Below are 16,541 nucleotides of genomic sequence, written 5' to 3' on the forward strand. Positions count from 1 at the left end.
TACACACAAGTAGCGTATTAGAGCGCCTAAGATGACTCCGGACGTTTAATAGCCGGAGCAGAGTCATGAGTCAGCCACGCACCCGAGCCGCACTCAAGGTTCTTGCAGCCGCCGCCGTGATTGCCGTCATTGGGGCGCTGCTGTGGAGCGAATTGCGCCCCAGCGGTCTTGGCGAAGGGTTCGCCAGCGGTAATGGTCGCATCGAAGCGACCGAGATTGATGTCGCCACCAAGAGCCCGGGCCGGGTGATTGAAATCCTCGTGGACGAGGGTGATTTCGTCCAGCCGGGCCAGGTACTGGCGCGTATGGATACCGATGTGCTCCAGGCGCAATTGAACCAGGCGCGTGCGCAGGTCCGCCAGGGCGAGAATGCCATCCTCACCGCAGAGGCCATGGTCGCTCAGCGGGAAAGCGAGCGCGCCACCGCCGAAGCCGTCGTCACCCAGCGCCGAGCCGAACTGACCGCCGCCCAGAAGCGCCACCAACGGACCGAAACCCTGGTCGCGCGCAACGCCATGGCGCGACAGCAGCTCGACGATGACTTGGCCGCGATGCAAAGCGCCCAGGCGGCGCTCGCCGCCGCACGCTCACAAGTGGTGTCTGCCGACGCCGGCATTGCCGCAGCGAAATCCCAGGTGATCGAGGCGCGCTCGGCTGTCGAGGCGGCACAAGCCGGCGTTGAGCGACTGCAAGCGGACATTCGCGACAGCGAACTGAAGAGCGACCGGGTGGCTCGCGTGCAATACCGCGTAGCGCAGCCCGGCGAAGTCCTCGGCGCGGGGGGCAAGCTGCTCAATCTGGTCGATCTGGCCGACGTCTACATGACCTTCTTCCTGCCCGAACGTCAGGCCGGACGCGTGGCGATCGGCGCCGAGGTACGGCTGGTGATCGACGCCGCCCCGCAGTACGTGATTCCGGCCAAGGTCAGCTATGTGGCCAGCGTGGCGCAATTCACACCCAAGACCGTGGAAACCGAAAGCGAGCGCGAAAAACTGATGTTCCGGGTCAAGGCACGCATCGATCCGGAACTGCTCAAGCGTCACATGGAGCAGGTCAAGACCGGCCTGCCGGGCATGGCCTATCTGAAGCTCGACGCTGAAAGCGAGTGGCCCGCCGATCTGCAGATCAATGTAACGCCATGAGCGAGCCGCTCGATTCGGTGGTGCAGGTTGCCGGGGTCAGCCTGCAATACGGCAAGACGCGTGCTCTGGATGAGCTGACGCTGACCTTGCCCGCGCGATGCATGGTCGGCCTGATCGGCCCCGATGGGGTGGGCAAGTCCAGCCTGCTGGCGTTGATCTCCGGGGCGCGCAAGCTGCAGCAGGGCTCGATAGGCGTACTCGGCGGCGACATCGCCGATCCCGGCCACCGACGCAGGGTCTGCCCGCGTATCGCCTACATGCCTCAGGGGCTGGGCAAGAATCTGTATCCAACACTCACCGTTTTCGAGAATCTCGAATTCTTCGGCCGCCTGTTCGGCCAGGCGAGTGAGGAGCGCCACTGGCGCATTGCTGAACTGACCCGCAGCACGGGCCTCGCGTCCTTTCTCGAACGGCCGGCGGGCAAACTCTCCGGCGGCATGAAACAGAAGCTCGGCCTCTGCTGCGCGCTGATCCACGACCCCGATCTGTTGATCCTCGACGAGCCCACTACCGGCGTCGATCCGCTGTCACGTGCACAGTTCTGGGAGTTGATCGAGCGCATCCGCCGCGAGCGCCCACAGATGAGCGTACTGGTGGCCACCGCCTATATGGATGAGGCGCAGCGCTTCGACCATCTGGTGGCGATGGACGCCGGCCGCGTGCTGGCCACCGGCACGCCAGCCGAATTGCTGGCGCGCACCGCCAGCGACTCGCTGGAGCAGGCCTTCATCCGCCTGCTGCCGGACGCCAAACGCAATCAGCATCGAGAACTGGTCATCCCGCCGCAGCCGCATAGCGACAGCATTGCGATCGAGGCCCACGGTCTGACCATGCGCTTCGGCGATTTCGTCGCGGTAGACCAGGTCAATTTCCGCATCGCCCGTGGCGAAATCTTCGGTTTCCTCGGCTCCAACGGCTGCGGCAAGACCACCACCATGAAGATGCTCACCGGCCTGCTGCCGGCCAGCGAGGGCGAGGCGCTGCTGTTCGGCAAACCGGTGGACCCGCACGACATGCAGACCCGCCAACGCGTGGGTTACATGTCCCAGGCTTTCTCGCTGTACAGCGAGCTGACCGTGCGGCAAAACCTCGACCTGCACGCCCGGCTGTTCCACCTGCCGGTCGAACGGCGCGCGCCGCGCGTGCAGGAGATGCTCTCGCGCTTCGATCTCACCGGCGACACCGACAGCCTGCCCAGCAGCCTGCCGCTAGGCGTGCGTCAGCGCCTGTCGCTGGCGGTGGCGGTGATCCACAACCCGGAAATCCTGATTCTCGACGAGCCCACTTCCGGCGTCGATCCGGTTGCCCGCGATGGCTTCTGGGAACTGCTGGTGCAGCTGTCACGTGAAGACGGCGTGACCATTTTCATCTCGACCCATTTCATGAACGAAGCGCTGCGCTGCGACCGCATTTCGCTGATGCATGCCGGCCGGGTACTCGACAGTGACACGCCGCAGGCGCTGATGACCAAGCGCGGGCTGCCGACGCTCGAAGCGACCTTCATCGCCTACTTGGAGGAAGCCGCGGCGCATGCCGGCGAACAGCCGGCAGCCACCTCAACCGCTATGCGCGGCCCGATCGAAGCGACCAGCAGCAGCGCCCGCCAGGCTCGTTTCAGCCTGCGTCGGCTGCTCAGCTACACCCGCCGCGAGGCCATGGAACTGCGCCGCGACCCGATCCGCGCAACGCTGGCGATGCTCGGCAGCATGCTGCTGATGTTCATCATGGGTTACGGGGTCAGTTTCGACGTGGAAAACCTGACCTATGCCGTGCTCGACGGTGACCAGACCACCACCAGCCAGCATTACCTGCAGAACATCGCCGGCTCGCGCTACTTCTTGGAAAAGCCGGCGCTGGCCAGCCATGCCGAACTGGACGCACGCCTGCGCAGCGGCGACATCAGCCTGGCGGTGGAAATCCCACCCAATTTCGGCCGCGACCTCAAACGCGGGGCCGTGCCTCAGGTCGCGTTCTGGATCGATGGCGCCATGCCCATGCGGGCCGACACCATCAAAGGCTACGTGCAGGGCATCCATCTGACCTACCTGCAACAACTGGCCCGCGAAGCCGGCATAGACGGGACGCTGGCGCCGGCCGACGTCGCCATCCGCTACCGCTACAATCCCGACGTGCAGAGCCTTCCAGCCATGGCGCCTGCGATGATTCCGCTGCTCTTGATGATGATTCCGGCGATGCTCACCGCCTTGGGTGTCGTGCGCGAGAAGGAGTTGGGCTCGATCACCAACTTCTACGTCACTCCGACCACCCGCCTGGAGTTCCTGCTCGGCAAGCAGCTGCCCTACATCGCCCTGGGCATGTTCAACTTCGCCACCCTGGCGCTGCTGGCGGTGTTCGTCTTCGGTATCCCGATCAAGGGCAGCATCCTGACCCTCTGCCTCGGCGCGTTGCTCTACGTGACCTGCGCCACCGGGCTGGGCCTGTTGATGTCGTCGATCCTCAACAGCCAGATCGCGGCCATTTTCGGCACCACCATCGTCACCCTGCTGCCGGCAATCCAATTTTCCGGGCTGATCCACCCGACCTCCGCAATGGAAGGGTTCGGCGCCGTTATCGGCAAACTCTATCCCACCAGCCATTTTCTGATCATCAGCCGCGGGGTGTTTTCCAAGGCGCTGGGCCTGCCCGACCTGTACCCGTATTTCATCCCGATGCTCCTGGCGATTCCGCTGCTGACCTTGCTCAGCGTCGCCGGCCTGCGCAAGCAGGAGAAATAGCATGGCCAATGTCCGGCGCAAGCTAAGCAACATCATCCAGCTCGGCCTCAAGGAGCTGCGCAGCCTCTACCGCGATCCGGCAATGTTGGTGCTGATCATCTATTCGTTCACCCTGGCCATCTACGAAGGCGCCACCGCCGTGCCCGAGGCGCCGCACCGCGCCAGCATCGCCGTGGTCGACGAGGATCGGTCGCAGGCCTCGCTGCGCATCGTCAACGCCTTCCAGCTGCCCTACTTCATTGAGCCCAAGGCCATAACCCTGCAGCAGATGGACAGCGGCATGGATGCCGGCCTCTACACCTTCACCCTGAACATCCCGCCGAACTTCCAGGCAGATTTACTGGCCGGTCGCCAGCCGACAATCCAGCTCAATGTCGACGCCACCCAGGTCAGCCAGGCGTTCACCGGGGCAGGCCAGATCCAGCAGATCATCGCCAGCGAGACGGCCGACTTCGTCCGACGCTACCGCAGCGTTGATGCCCTGCCGGTCGAAGCCGTCGTGCGCACGGCCTTCAACCCCAACCTGAATCGCGCCTGGTTCGGCGCCGTGAACGAGGTGATCAACCAGATCACCATGCTGGCGATCATCCTCACTGGCGCCGCACTGATCCGCGAGCGCGAACACGGCACCATCGAGCATCTGCTGGTGATGCCGGTGACGCCGTTCGAGATCATGGTCGGTAAGGTCTGGGCGATGGGATTGGTGGTGTTGGCCGCCGCGGCGTTCGCGCTGCGCTTCGTGGTCGAGGGTTGGCTCGACATTCCGATTCAGGGCTCGCTGCTGCTGTTTGCCAGTGGCGCCGCGCTGCACCTGTTTGCCGCGACGTCCATGGGCATCTTCTTCGGCACGGTGGCGCGCTCGATGCCGCAACTGGGTCTGCTGGTAATCCTCACGTTGATCCCGCTGCAGATCCTCTCCGGTGGCGTGACCCCGCGCGAGAGCATGCCTGCGCTGATCCAGCACATCATGCTAGCGGCACCGACCACCCATTTCGTCGAACTGGCGCAGGCCATTCTCTTCCGCGGCGCTGGCGTCTCGGTGATCTGGCCACAATTGCTGGCGCTGCTGGCGATCGGCGCGGTGTTCTTCCTCGGTGCGTTGTCGCGGCTGCGGCAGTCGTTGCGTTAGCGGTCGTAGCCGGTAGACGGGTCAACCTCGGGCGACGGCTGCAGTTCGACCTCCAATACTGAACCGCACGCAGCGTGCTCGACGCCGGTCAGCGCACCGAACAGTCGTAGCTGGTGCTCAAAGGTCGACTGGATCTGCGAGACCCGCGACACCATGCGGCGGCTAGCGATGCGCACGGCAGGGTCTTCGCTGGCCATCATTTCGAACGAGTAGGTGGTCACGGCCTCGCTCAGTTGCGACAGGCTGCGCGCTGTCATGCTCAGAAACTCGGCGAGTTGCTCGTTACAAGTGTGCATTCCATTGCCACCTAACAGTTGATATCAGCATGATGTTACTGCATTTTTGCCACCTGCCTGCATCGCCGCTTTGGTCGAATTACCCTAACGTCAGGATTGAGCCCAGACGCGTTCGCGTCATGCACGGTAACTCATGAGCAAAACAGGCGAATCACCTGCCAGGCTTGGCGGGGCCCTGGCCAGCGGGTTGCCGGAACAAACGCAGTCAGTCACCGTCATACCCGTTCGGAGTTCAGCGCCATGGGCGGGAATTTTTGCATTTTCGGCGGGTCTATCCTGCCGACATGCCAAGAGCCTGTAGCTCTGTAGCGCGCCAAGGAAGCCTCTCAATCATGCGCATTCTCGTAACCGGCGGAGCCGGATTCATCGGCTCTGCTCTGATCCGCCATCTTATCCAAGACACCGGGCACAGCGTCCTCAACCTGGACAAGCTGACCTACGCCGGCAATCTCGAGTCGCTGGCCGAAGTCCACAGCAGCGACCGATACCAATTCCTTCAAGCCGACATTGCCGATCGCGAGCGCGTCAGCGAAGCGCTGCTGGAATTCCAGCCGGACGCCATCATGCACCTGGCCGCCGAATCCCATGTCGATCGCTCAATCGACGGCCCGGCAGAGTTCATCCAGACCAACATAGTCGGCACCTATCAGCTGCTCGAGGCAACACGTGCCTATTGGCAATCCCTGCCAGCCGAGCGCCGTGAAGCCTTCCGCTTCCACCACATCTCCACCGACGAGGTGTACGGCGACCTGCACGGCGTCGATGACCTGTTCACCGAAACCACACCCTATGCGCCCAGCTCGCCTTATTCGGCGAGCAAGGCCTCGTCGGATCATCTGGTTCGGGCCTGGCAGCGCACCTATGGGCTGCCGGTACTGATCACCAACTGCTCGAATAACTACGGGCCGTATCACTTCCCCGAGAAGCTGATTCCGCTGGTGATCCTCAACGCGCTGGATGGCAAGCCGCTGCCGGTCTACGGCAACGGCACCCAGGTACGTGACTGGCTGTTCGTCGAGGACCATGCGCGCGCCCTGTTCAAGGTGGTCAGCGAAGGCGAGGTCGGCGAGACCTACAACATCGGCGGTCACAACGAGCAAAAGAACATCGACGTGGTGCGCGGCATCTGCGCCCTGCTCGAAGAGCTGGCGCCGCAGAAGCCCGAAGGCCTCGAGCGTTTCGAGGACCTGATCACTTTCGTCAAGGACCGCCCCGGTCACGACCTGCGCTACGCCATCGACGCCAGCAAGATCGAGCGCGAGCTCGGCTGGGTCCCGCAGGAGACCTTCGAGACCGGCCTGCGCAAGACCGTGCAGTGGTATTTGAACAACCTCGAATGGTGCCGTCGCGTTCAGGACGGCAGCTATCAACGTGAGCGCCTCGGCGCCCTGGAGAACGCATGAAAGGAATCATCCTCGCTGGAGGCTCCGGCACCCGGCTGCACCCCATCACCCTGGGCGTATCCAAGCAGCTGCTGCCGATCTACGACAAGCCGATGGCCTATTACCCGATTTCGGTGCTGATGCTCGCCGGGATTCGCGACATCCTGCTGATTTCAACGCCGCAGGACCTGCCGCAGTACAAGAACCTGCTGGGTGACGGCAGCCAGTTCGGCGTGAACATCAGCTACGCCGAGCAGCCGTCGCCGGACGGCCTGGCTCAGGCCTTCCTGATCGGTGAAGAGTTCATTGGCGACGACTCGGTGTGCCTGATCCTCGGCGACAATATCTTCCATGGTCAGCACTTCACCGAGAAGCTGCAGCGTGCTTCGGCACAGAAGAAAGGCGCCACGGTATTCGGCTACTGGGTCAAGGATCCGGAGCGCTTCGGCGTGATCGATTTCGACGAGACCGGCAAAGCACTCTCGATCGAAGAAAAGCCGGCCAAGCCGAAATCCAGCTATGCCGTGACCGGCCTGTATTTCTACGACAACGATGTGATCGAGATCGCCAAGTCGATCAAGCCCTCGCCGCGCGGAGAGCTGGAAATCACCGACGTCAACAATGCCTATCTCAAGCGCGGCGACCTGAATGTAGAGCGCTTCGGCCGCGGCTTCGCTTGGCTCGACACTGGCACCCACGACAGCCTGCTCGAAGCCTCGCAGTACGTGCAAACCATTGAGCACCGTCAAGGCCTGAAGGTCGCGTGCCTGGAAGAGATCGCCTATCAACACAAGTGGATCGACCGCGAGCAGCTCTTGCAGCGCGCCGATGCCCTGGGCAAGACCGGCTACGGCCAGTACCTGTTCAAGCTGGCGGGTGAAGACGCATGAAGGTCATCGAAACCGACATTCCCGATGTGCTGATTGTCGAGCCCAAGGTCTTCGGCGACGAACGCGGTTTCTTCTACGAGAGTTTCAACGCGGCCGCTTTCGAAGCGGCCACGGGGCTCAAGCGCCAGTTCGTTCAGGACAATCATTCCAAGTCCCAGCGCGGCGTGCTGCGCGGCCTGCACTATCAAATTCAGCAGCCCCAGGGGAAGTTGGTGCGGGTCGTGGCCGGCGAAGTATTCGATGTCGCGGTGGACCTGCGCCGCAGCTCGCCGACGTTCGGTCGCTGGGTCGGCACCCGCCTGAGTGCCGATAACCAGCGCCAGCTGTGGATCCCGGAAGGCTTTGCTCATGGTTTTGTGGTGCTCAGCGAGAGCGCCGAATTCCTCTACAAGACCACCGACTACTACGCGCCAGCCCATGAGCGCTCTTTGCTCTGGAATGACCCGCAGATCGGCATCGACTGGCCATTCACCGAGCCGCCCCAGCTTTCGAAGAAAGATATCGACGGCAAAGTACTCAGCGAAGCGGAGCTGTTTGCATGAAAATCCTCGTCACCGGTAGCTCGGGGCAACTGTCTCGGGAGCTGCAACTGGCGCTTGCCGGTGAAGGGAAGGTGCTCGCGCTGGGTCACAAGCTGCTGGACCTGGCCGAGCCGGCGCAGATTCGTCGACAGGTTCGCCTTTTGCGTCCCGACCTGATCATCAACGCGGCCGCCTACACCGCGGTTGACCCCGCGCAAGACGACCGTGAGCGAGCCTTTGCAGTGAACGCCATCGGCCCTGGTGTGCTCGCCGAGGAGGCGGCAGCCCTGGGTGTACCGCTGATCCACTATTCCACCGACTACGTCTTCGACGGCCGCAAGACCGGGCTCTACAGTGAAGAAGATGTACCAGCTCCGCTGAGCGTATACGGGGCGAGCAAGCTGGCCGGTGAACAAGCGATTCAGGCCGTAGGCGGCGACCACCTGATACTGCGCACCAGTTGGGTCTACTCGTTGCACGGGCGCAACTTTCTGCTGACGATGCGACGCCTGCTACAGGAGCGCGACTCGCTGTCGGTAGTCGACGATGAGATCGGCGCGCCAACCTGGGCCGGAACCATCGCAGCGGCCACCGCCGAGATGGTACGCAAACGGCGTAGCGGTGCGGGCGGGCCCAGCGGGCTTTATCACCTGACCGCCAGAGGGGAGACGTCCTGGTACGGCTTCGCCTGCCACATCGCTCAACATCTGCAGAGCCAGGGCCTGCTGCGCGCAAGGATAGAGCCTATCCTGTCTGCCAATTACCCCACGGCTGCTCAGCGGCCGCTTAATTCCCGCCTCAGCTGCGCGCGCCTGCAGCGCGATTGGCAGATCACCTTGCCAGACTGGGAAACCGCCCTGCAGCAGTGCCTTGGCACTATGCCCCATGCTCAAGCGGATCACAGCGCACCGACTGCACAAAGCGTCTGATAGTACCGACGCTGGTCCAGCCGACTAAGCCGCTCACCTAGCCGCAAGCACCAAAGCGGGTCGGACGTGCATAATGGCGCCCGAACCACAGGCGCATCTGCATGACTTCACCCGATACCCCCCGCCGCCCTCGCTGGCGCAACCTGGCCGTGGTTGCATTGTTGTTGGCGCCGCTGCTGTGGCCGCTGCAGCAACTGGCCAAACGTTATTACAGCAACGAGCTGATCGAGCAGAACCGCCAGACGCTCGATCTCTACGTCGCCAACCTGCTCGGCTCGCTGCGCCGCTACGAAGTGCTGCCGCGCATCCTCGGTGATCTGCCGACCCTGCGCACGGCGCTGCGTCAGCCCGACAACCCAGCCGCCAAGGATCAGGCCAACCGCCTGTTGGATCAGCTGCGCAAGGAAACCGGCGCCGATGTGATCTATCTGATGGCGCCGGACGGCGACACGCTGGCCGCGTCGAACTGGAACGAGGAAGACAGCTTCATAAGTCGGAATTTCGCCTTCAGGCCCTATTTCCGAGAAGCCATGGCCGGCCAGCTTGGCCGCTTCTTCGGCCTCGGCACCACCTCGGGCAAGCGCGGCTACTACTTCGGGGCCGCTGTCCGCGACGGCGACGAGATCCTTGGCGTGCTGGTGGTCAAGGTGGACCTGGACCATACCGAGACGCTATGGGGCAGCACGCCCGAGCAACTGATGGTGACCGACAGTTTCGGCGTGGTGATCCTCACCTCGAAACCAGAATGGCGGTTCCGCGCCAGCCGTGCACTGGATATTGAGGAGCGCGAGCAGATCGCCTCCGAACGCCCCTATCCAACGCTAGAACCCCGTGACCTGACGCTCGATATCGATACCTGGCTGATTCAGAGCCGCGAACTCAAGGAAACCGGTTGGACGGTGCGCATCCTGGCGCCGATCAGCCTGGTCGAACGACCCGTGCAGACGGTCGTCGCGATCGGCGCAGCGACCCTCGCAGCGCTCTTGCTGTTGCTTGGCCTGCTGATGCAGCGGCGTCGCCATTACCTCGAGCGTATCGCCCTCGATGCCAAAGCGCGGCAACAACTCGAGCGCCGCGTGCAGGAACGAACATACGACCTGGAAGCCCTGAACAGCCGACTCAAGGAAGAGGTGCTGGAACGCGAGCAAGCTCAGCAGGAGCTGTTCCGCGCTCAGGACGAGTTGCTGCAGGCCGGCAAGCTGTCGGCGCTCGGCACCATGTCAGCGAGCATCAGCCATGAACTCAACCAGCCGCTTGGGGCGATTCGCAGCTATGCCGACAATGCCGGCGTCCTGCTCGACCAGCAGCGAAACGACGAGGCGCGCGACAACCTTCGGTTGATCAGCGAGCTGACCGCGCGCATGGCTTCGATCATCGCTCATCTGCGCGCCTTCGCCCGCCGCGACCGCCATGCCCCGGAGCGGGTTGCGCTGCAGCCAGCGCTGGACGACGCGCTGGCGTTGCTGGCCAAGCGGCGTCAGGCCATGGGCGTAGAACTGATTCGTGACCTACCGGACGCCACACTCTGGGTTCAGGCCGGCGAGACGCGACTACGGCAGATTATCTCCAACCTGTTGAGCAACGCCTTGGACGCTCTGGTCGAGCGCCCGCCGGTGCGTCGCATCTGGCTGCGCGCCGAGCGGCAGGGCGAAGGTGTGCTGCTGACCTTGCGCGATAACGGACCGGGCTTTTCCGACGAGGCGATGCGACGGGCCCGCGAGCCCTTCTTCACTACCAAGACCAGCGCTCAGGGGTTGGGCCTGGGGCTGGCCATCTGCGATACCCTGGCCCGAGCCCTGGACGGTGAACTGACCTTGGCCAACCATCCAGAGGGCGGCGCGCAGATCAGTCTTTACCTGCATTGCGCCGACCCCGGTGTCGCCTTTCCAAGCGAGGACTAGCATGACCCACCCGATCGACCCGCAGACTCAGGTCATCCTGGTCGATGACGATCCCCATCTGCGTAAGGCACTGAGCCAGACCCTCGACCTCGCCGGGCTAAAGGTGCTCAGCCTGAGCGATGCACGCGGCCTTCCAGGCATGCTGCCAGTGGAGTGGGGCGGCGTAGTGGTCAGCGACATCCGCATGCCCGGCATAGACGGCCTGGAGCTGCAGCAACAGCTACATGCGATCGACCGCGAGCTACCGGTGCTGCTGATTACCGGCCATGGTGATATCCAGCTGGCGGTTCAGGCCATGCGCGCCGGTGCCTATGACTTTCTTGAAAAACCCTTCCCCAGCGAGGCACTGCTCGACAGCGTTCGTCGCGCCCTCGCCCTACGCCAGCTGGTGCTCGACAACCGCAGCCTACGCCTGGCCCTGGCCGACCGTCAGCAGTTGTCGACCCGTCTGCTCGGCCAATCACCCGCCATGCAGCGCCTTCGTGAGCAGATCGGCGCGCTTGCCGGGACCCAGGCCGACGTACTCATCCTTGGCGAAACCGGCGCGGGCAAAGAGGTGGTAGCCCGTGCGCTGCACGACCTTTCCAGCCGTCGCAGCGGGCCGTTCGTGGCGATCAATGCCGGGGCGCTGGCCGAGTCAGTGGTCGAAAGCGAGCTGTTCGGGCACGAAGCCGGAGCCTTTACCGGCGCGCAAAAACGCCGTATCGGCAAGTTCGAGTTCGCCAACGGTGGCACCCTGTTCCTAGACGAGATCGAGAGCATGAGCCTGGATGTCCAGGTAAAGCTGCTGCGCATGCTGCAGGAGCGGGTCGTCGAGCGACTCGGTGGCAACCAGTCGATCCCGCTGGACATCCGGGTGATTGCCGCGACCAAGGAGGATCTGCGCCAAGCCGCCGACCAGGGCCGCTTCCGCGCCGATCTCTATTACCGCCTGAATGTCGCCCCCCTGCGCATCCCGCCGCTGCGCGAACGCAGCGAGGACCTGCTGTTCCTGTTCCAGCATTTTGCCGAGACCGCCGCCAATCGCCACGCCCTGCCGATCCGTGAGCTGCGTCCGGAGCAGCGTGCACAGCTGCTTCGGCATGCTTGGCCGGGCAATGTGCGTGAGTTGCAGAACACCGCCGAACGCTTCGCGTTGGGGCTTGAACTGGGTCTCGACGATCTCGCTCGTGCTTCTGAGGCCAGCAGTACTGACTCAGCCCACGGGCTTAGCGAGCAGGTAGACGCTTTCGAGCGCGCCCTGATCGCAGCCGAACTCGCACGGCCCCATAGCTCGCTGCGCAGCGTTGCCGAGGCCCTGGGTCTGCCACGCAAAACGCTGCACGACAAACTGCGCAAGCACGGCCTGGTGTTCAATGATGCTGGCGGAACTCCGCCCGAGGATAACGAATAGCTGGCGGATTTCCGCCAAGCCCTCGCTCACTGCAATCAAATCGTAGCGTCCAAGGCCAAGCAGACATGGTTTGGACATCTTCATCTGGCTGAATGTCGGCGTCTTGCCCTGGCTTGGCAACGCTGACGAAACCTGCGAGCTAGACGTCTTAGGCTGAGAAATATTCGTCAGTATTTAGCCATCATGCGAGTAAACTTCCGCCTCACGGGCGCCAGTTGCACGCATCTGGCACAGCACTTGCTCCCGCAAACTCCATGAACCGGCAAGTCCAGCCGCAATCCGGCGCGGCGATTTATTCAATGGCGCCTAGACTTGTCTTGCTGGTTACAGCCGAGCTCCTGCCTGATTGCAGCGGCTCATCCACAACAAGAGGAAACACAACAATGTTCAAGCTGACTGCCACAGCGCTCGCCTGTGCTCTGTCCCTCGGTATCGCAAGCCTGGCCCAGGCCGCCGACCCGATCCTGATCAAGTTCTCCCACGTGGTTGCCGAGAACACCCCGAAAGGTCAGGGTGCCGTCATGTTCAAGAAGCTCGTTGAAGAGCGTCTGCCCGGCAAGGTGGAAGTCCAGGTTTACCCGAACTCTTCCCTGTTCGGCGACGGCAAGGAAATGGAAGCGCTGCTGCTGGGCGACGTACAGCTGATCGCTCCGTCGCTGGCCAAGTTCGAGCATTACTCCAAGGGCGTTCAGGTGTTCGACCTGCCGTTCCTGTTCGACGACATCCAGGCGGTTGACCGCTTCCAGCAGAGCGATGCCGGCCAGAAGCTGCTGAGCTCGATGGAAGACAAGAACATCACTGGCCTGGCCTACTGGCACAACGGCATGAAGCAGCTGTCGGCCAACAAGGAACTGCGTGAGCCGAAAGACGCCCGTGGTCTGAAGTTCCGCGTACAGGCCTCCGCCGTATTGGACGAGCAGTTCAAGGCCCTGCGTGCCAATCCGCGCAAGATGAGCTTCGCCGAGGTCTATCAGGGCCTGCAGACTGGCGTGGTCAACGGTGCCGAGAACCCTTACTCGAACATCTACTCCCAGAAGATGCATGAAGTGCAGAAGCACATCACCGAGTCCGACCACGGTCTGCTCGACTACATGCTGATCACCAACACCAAGTTCTGGGACGGTCTGCCGGAAGACGTTCGCACCGAGCTGGACCAGATCATCGACGAAGTCACCGTTGAGGTGAACAAGCAGGCCGATGACCTGAACCAGAAAGCCAAGCAGGACATCCTGGCTGCTGGCACCACCGAAATCCTCGTCCTGACTCCGGAAGAGCGTGCCAAGTGGCGCGAAGCCATGAAGCCCGTTTGGAGCAAGTTCGAGAACGACATCGGTGCCGACCTGATCAAGGCCGCCGAAGAAGCTAACAAGGCCCAGTAAGGCCTTGCCGGAGGGCAGCCACAAGCCGCCCTCCGCGTTCCGACTAGAGCAATACCAGCCACATCGACAGACCAGTGAAAAGACAACCCAGCCAGGCAATACCTACGGCGCGGTGATCCCGAGCCAGCTGCCTGTACAACAAGAGTTTTTCATTGCTCTGTCACCCGGTTACTCGACCGGCCCATGGCGCACTTCTGTACGCCCACCGAAACAATGCAATCCATCAGGAGATGTCATCCATGAACGCCCTCTGGCGCGTCTGGGACCACTTCGAAGAAGCGTTTATCGCCTTCCTTCTGGCCGCCATGACATTGGTGACCTTCGTTTACGTGGTCTTGAACAACCTTTACACCGTGTTCTACAGCCTCGGCGATCGCTACGAGGGTGCCAGCGATCTGTTCTTCGCCATGGGTGACTTCACCATCGGCCTGGCGCAAGAGATGACCTGGAGCACGGCACTGACCAAGGCACTGTTCGCCTGGCTGATTTTTTCCGGCCTGGCATACGGTGTGCGCACCGCCGGCCACATCGGTATCGACGCCCTGGTCAAACTGGCACCGCGCCACATCCAGCGCTACATCGGCTTCGTTGCCTGCCTGTTCTGCCTCGGTTATGCAGGCCTGCTGGCCTTCGCCAGCTTCAATTGGATCTCCGCCCTGTTCACCGCAGACATCGGCGCGGAAGACCTCGGTCATTTCGGGATCAAGCAGTGGCACATCGGCATGATCGTTCCGATTGGCTTCGCCATGGTCTTCATCCGTTTCGCCGAAATCTTCGTGCGCATTCTGCGTAACGAGCAAACCGGCCTGGGCCTGGCAGACGAAGCCGCCGAAGCCGCGAAACTGGGCGCAGAGGAGCCGAAGTAAATGACCATCCTGTTCCTCTTTGTCGCGCTCTTCGCGCTGATGTTCATCGGCGTGCCGGTGGCCGTTTCCCTCGGCCTGGCCGGTTCGCTGACCATCCTGCTGTTCAGCCCGGATTCGGTCACCTCGCTGGCGATCAAGCTGTTCGAGACGTCCGAACACTACACGCTGCTGGCCATCCCGTTCTTCCTGCTGGCTGGCGCATTCATGACTACCGGTGGCGTCGCCAAGCGACTCATCGATTTCGCCAACGCCAGCGTTGGCCACATCCGCGGCGGCCTGGCTATCGCGGCGGTACTGGCCTGCATGCTGTTCGCCGCGCTGTCCGGTTCGTCGCCAGCAACGGTAGCCGCGGTCGGCTCAATCGCCATCGCCGGCATGGTTCGTTCCGGCTACCCTCAGGCTTTCGGCGCCGGCATCGTCTGTAACGCCGGTACCCTGGGCATCCTGATTCCGCCGTCGATCGTCATGGTGGTCTACGCCGCGGCCACCGAAACCTCGGTCGGCAAGCTGTTCATGGCAGGCGTCGTGCCGGGTCTGCTGCTGGGTCTCGGGCTAATGGTGGCGATCTACATCATCGCGGTGAAAAAGAACCTTCCTGCACTGCCGCGGGCAACCTTCCGCGAGTGGCTGTCGGCTGCACGCAAGGCCATATGGGGCTTGCTGCTGATGGTCATCATCCTCGGCGGCATCTACTCGGGCATGTTCACCCCGACTGAAGCCGCCGCAGTCGCCGCAGTCTACTCAGCCATCATCGCGCTGTTTGTCTACAAAGACATCACGATCCGTGATTGCCCAAAGGTGCTGCTGGAGTCGGGCAAGCTGTCGATCATGCTGATGTTCATCATCGCCAACGCCATGCTCTTCGCGCATGTACTGACGACTGAGCAGATCCCACAGCAGATCACCGCCATGGTGCTCGAGGCCGGTCTGCAGCCCTGGATGTTCCTGCTAGTGGTGAACATCGTCCTGCTGATCGCCGGTGCCTTCATGGAACCGTCGGCGATCATCCTGATCCTGGCACCGATCCTGTTCCCGATTGCGATGGAACTGGGCATCGACCCGATCCACCTGGGCATCATCATGGTGGTGAACATGGAAATCGGTTTGATCACGCCACCGGTGGGGCTGAATTTGTTCGTCGCCTCGGCCGTGACCGGCATGCCGGTGACTCAGGTGATCCGTGCCGTGATGCCGTGGCTTGCGCTGCTGCTGAGCTTCCTGATGATCATCACCTATGTGCCGTCGATCTCCCTGGCGCTGCCAAACCTGCTTGGAATGTAACGCCTGCCTATTGCATCGCTTCCCTATTGGCCCGGCTTATGCCGGGCTTTTTTTTGCCCGCGCTACAGCGCGAGGACATCTGCAGGACGGCGGCGAAACCAGCCCGTCAGCGAGAGGCGGTCGGTCTGGGTGACCAATACTTCGTGAGGAAACTCGCCAGACAGGAAAACCAGGAGATCACCCGCAAGCGGCGGAATGTCGCGCTGCGAGCCGTCAGCGAAATGCATACGCAGCTCTCCCCCATCAGCGGGTTGCCAGTCTGGGTTGAGGTAAACCACCGCAGTAACGCAGCGGCTGTCATCGTCACGGAAGCGATCCAGATGCGTCTTGTAGAAGGCGCCCGGCGGGTACAGGGCGAAGTGGCATTCGAACTCTTCCAGACCGAGGAACAGCGTCTGGTTCATGCGTAATCGAAGCCCATCCATCAGCTCCAGATAGCAGTCACACAACGGCGACTGGCCCGGCTCGAGCCACTGAATCTGATCGCCACGTATTCCTTCGCGGATCGTCAGCGCATCGCCCCGGCCGATACCGGCCGGGGCCAGGGCACCTTGTGCCTCGCGCTTGCGGCACTCCGCTGCCAAACCGAGGGTCAGATCATCTGACAGGAACGAATGACGTAGCGACCAGCCATGCTCGGCGAGGTCGTCAATGATGGGATCGAACTGCAAGGAAGAGACTCCGAAAGGACTGCGTG

General features: G+C 62.5%; 14 protein-coding genes. 12 read left to right on the forward strand and 2 right to left on the reverse strand.

What is annotated here, in order from left to right:
- Positions 1–65 precede the first annotated feature (65 nt).
- The 3 genes from ACIGHL_RS18260 to ACIGHL_RS18270 are packed head-to-tail and all read left to right on the forward strand — an operon-like array spanning position 66 to position 5,006.
- The gene (locus ACIGHL_RS18260) at positions 66–1,142 is read left to right on the forward strand and encodes an HlyD family secretion protein (RefSeq protein ID WP_045423260.1); all 1,077 of its coding nucleotides are present in this window, start codon (positions 66–68) and stop codon (positions 1,140–1,142) included.
- Positions 1,139–3,877, forward strand: a complete 2,739-nt coding sequence (gene rbbA / locus ACIGHL_RS18265) for a ribosome-associated ATPase/putative transporter RbbA (RefSeq protein ID WP_128119875.1) — start codon at positions 1,139–1,141, stop codon at positions 3,875–3,877. Before ACIGHL_RS18260 ends, rbbA begins: the two co-directional genes overlap by 4 nt.
- Position 3,878: 1 nt before the next feature.
- Entirely contained in the window at positions 3,879–5,006 is a 1,128-nt protein-coding gene (locus ACIGHL_RS18270; protein ID WP_045423256.1) for an ABC transporter permease, read from the forward strand.
- On the opposite strand, the gene plzR is transcribed toward ACIGHL_RS18270, so the two are convergent.
- Positions 5,003–5,302, reverse strand: coding sequence for a PlzR type 4 pili assembly inhibitor (gene plzR, locus ACIGHL_RS18275; protein WP_128119876.1), 300 nt, complete (start codon positions 5,300–5,302; stop codon positions 5,003–5,005). The genes ACIGHL_RS18270 and plzR overlap by 4 nt on opposite strands.
- Before the next feature lie 332 nt (positions 5,303–5,634).
- Between plzR and rfbB the strand changes: the two genes are divergently transcribed.
- The 9 genes from rfbB to dctM all read left to right on the forward strand — a co-directional run bounded on the left by rfbB (position 5,635) and on the right by dctM (position 15,844).
- Entirely contained in the window at positions 5,635–6,705 is a 1,071-nt protein-coding gene (rfbB, locus tag ACIGHL_RS18280; protein WP_128119877.1) for a dTDP-glucose 4,6-dehydratase, read from the forward strand.
- Positions 6,702–7,574, forward strand: a complete 873-nt coding sequence (gene rfbA, locus ACIGHL_RS18285; RefSeq protein WP_045423251.1) for a glucose-1-phosphate thymidylyltransferase RfbA — start codon at positions 6,702–6,704, stop codon at positions 7,572–7,574. The genes rfbB and rfbA overlap by 4 nt, the downstream gene beginning before the upstream one ends.
- Positions 7,571–8,116 (forward strand): dTDP-4-dehydrorhamnose 3,5-epimerase, encoded by a 546-nt coding sequence (gene rfbC / locus ACIGHL_RS18290; protein WP_128119878.1) that lies wholly within the window; start codon positions 7,571–7,573, stop codon positions 8,114–8,116. The genes rfbA and rfbC overlap by 4 nt, the downstream gene beginning before the upstream one ends.
- Positions 8,113–9,024, forward strand: coding sequence for a dTDP-4-dehydrorhamnose reductase (rfbD, locus tag ACIGHL_RS18295; protein WP_128119879.1), 912 nt, complete (start codon positions 8,113–8,115; stop codon positions 9,022–9,024). The genes rfbC and rfbD overlap by 4 nt, the downstream gene beginning before the upstream one ends.
- A gap of 101 nt (positions 9,025–9,125) precedes the next feature.
- Positions 9,126–10,925, forward strand: a complete 1,800-nt coding sequence (locus ACIGHL_RS18300) for a sensor histidine kinase (RefSeq protein ID WP_128119880.1) — start codon at positions 9,126–9,128, stop codon at positions 10,923–10,925.
- Between the two features lies 1 nt (position 10,926).
- Positions 10,927–12,318 (forward strand): sigma-54-dependent transcriptional regulator, encoded by a 1,392-nt coding sequence (locus ACIGHL_RS18305; RefSeq protein WP_128119881.1) that lies wholly within the window; start codon positions 10,927–10,929, stop codon positions 12,316–12,318.
- 383 nt (positions 12,319–12,701) lie between these two features.
- Positions 12,702–13,697 (forward strand): C4-dicarboxylate TRAP substrate-binding protein DctP, encoded by a 996-nt coding sequence (gene dctP / locus ACIGHL_RS18310; RefSeq protein WP_046163350.1) that lies wholly within the window; start codon positions 12,702–12,704, stop codon positions 13,695–13,697.
- Between the two features lie 239 nt (positions 13,698–13,936).
- Positions 13,937–14,563 carry a TRAP transporter small permease gene (locus ACIGHL_RS18315; protein ID WP_128119882.1) on the forward strand — a complete coding sequence of 209 codons (627 nt, stop codon included), beginning with the start codon at positions 13,937–13,939 and terminating at the stop codon, positions 14,561–14,563.
- Complete coding sequence (gene dctM / locus ACIGHL_RS18320) at positions 14,564–15,844, forward strand: C4-dicarboxylate TRAP transporter large permease protein DctM (RefSeq protein WP_128119883.1); 1,281 nt, start codon at positions 14,564–14,566, stop codon at positions 15,842–15,844.
- Between the two features lie 62 nt (positions 15,845–15,906).
- On the opposite strand, the gene ACIGHL_RS18325 is transcribed toward dctM, so the two are convergent.
- Positions 15,907–16,515, reverse strand: coding sequence for a 2OG-Fe(II) oxygenase (locus tag ACIGHL_RS18325; RefSeq protein WP_128119884.1), 609 nt, complete (start codon positions 16,513–16,515; stop codon positions 15,907–15,909).
- Positions 16,516–16,541: the final 26 nt, after the last annotated feature.

The organism is Pseudomonas sp. NPDC077451 (assembly GCF_044543345.1).
Taxonomy (GTDB): Bacteria; Pseudomonadota; Gammaproteobacteria; order Pseudomonadales; family Pseudomonadaceae; genus Stutzerimonas.

What these genes read in the sequence shown, in the direction of transcription:
- rbbA (WP_128119875.1), top strand. Translation starts at nt 1,139, where the DNA reads ATGAGCGAGCCGCTCGATTCGGTGGTGCAGGTTGCCGGGGTCAGCCTG.
- rfbD (WP_128119879.1), top strand. Translation starts at nt 8,113, where the DNA reads ATGAAAATCCTCGTCACCGGTAGCTCGGGGCAACTGTCTCGGGAGCTG.
- dctM (WP_128119883.1), top strand. Translation starts at nt 14,564, where the DNA reads ATGACCATCCTGTTCCTCTTTGTCGCGCTCTTCGCGCTGATGTTCATC.
- ACIGHL_RS18305 (WP_128119881.1), top strand. Translation starts at nt 10,927, where the DNA reads ATGACCCACCCGATCGACCCGCAGACTCAGGTCATCCTGGTCGATGAC.
- rfbB (WP_128119877.1), top strand. Translation starts at nt 5,635, where the DNA reads ATGCGCATTCTCGTAACCGGCGGAGCCGGATTCATCGGCTCTGCTCTG.
- ACIGHL_RS18300 (WP_128119880.1), top strand. Translation starts at nt 9,126, where the DNA reads ATGACTTCACCCGATACCCCCCGCCGCCCTCGCTGGCGCAACCTGGCC.
- dctP (WP_046163350.1), top strand. Translation starts at nt 12,702, where the DNA reads ATGTTCAAGCTGACTGCCACAGCGCTCGCCTGTGCTCTGTCCCTCGGT.
- ACIGHL_RS18260 (WP_045423260.1), top strand. Translation starts at nt 66, where the DNA reads ATGAGTCAGCCACGCACCCGAGCCGCACTCAAGGTTCTTGCAGCCGCC.
- rfbA (WP_045423251.1), top strand. Translation starts at nt 6,702, where the DNA reads ATGAAAGGAATCATCCTCGCTGGAGGCTCCGGCACCCGGCTGCACCCC.
- ACIGHL_RS18315 (WP_128119882.1), top strand. Translation starts at nt 13,937, where the DNA reads ATGAACGCCCTCTGGCGCGTCTGGGACCACTTCGAAGAAGCGTTTATC.
- ACIGHL_RS18270 (WP_045423256.1), top strand. Translation starts at nt 3,879, where the DNA reads ATGGCCAATGTCCGGCGCAAGCTAAGCAACATCATCCAGCTCGGCCTC.
- rfbC (WP_128119878.1), top strand. Translation starts at nt 7,571, where the DNA reads ATGAAGGTCATCGAAACCGACATTCCCGATGTGCTGATTGTCGAGCCC.
- plzR (WP_128119876.1), bottom strand. Translation starts at nt 5,302, where the DNA reads ATGCACACTTGTAACGAGCAACTCGCCGAGTTTCTGAGCATGACAGCG.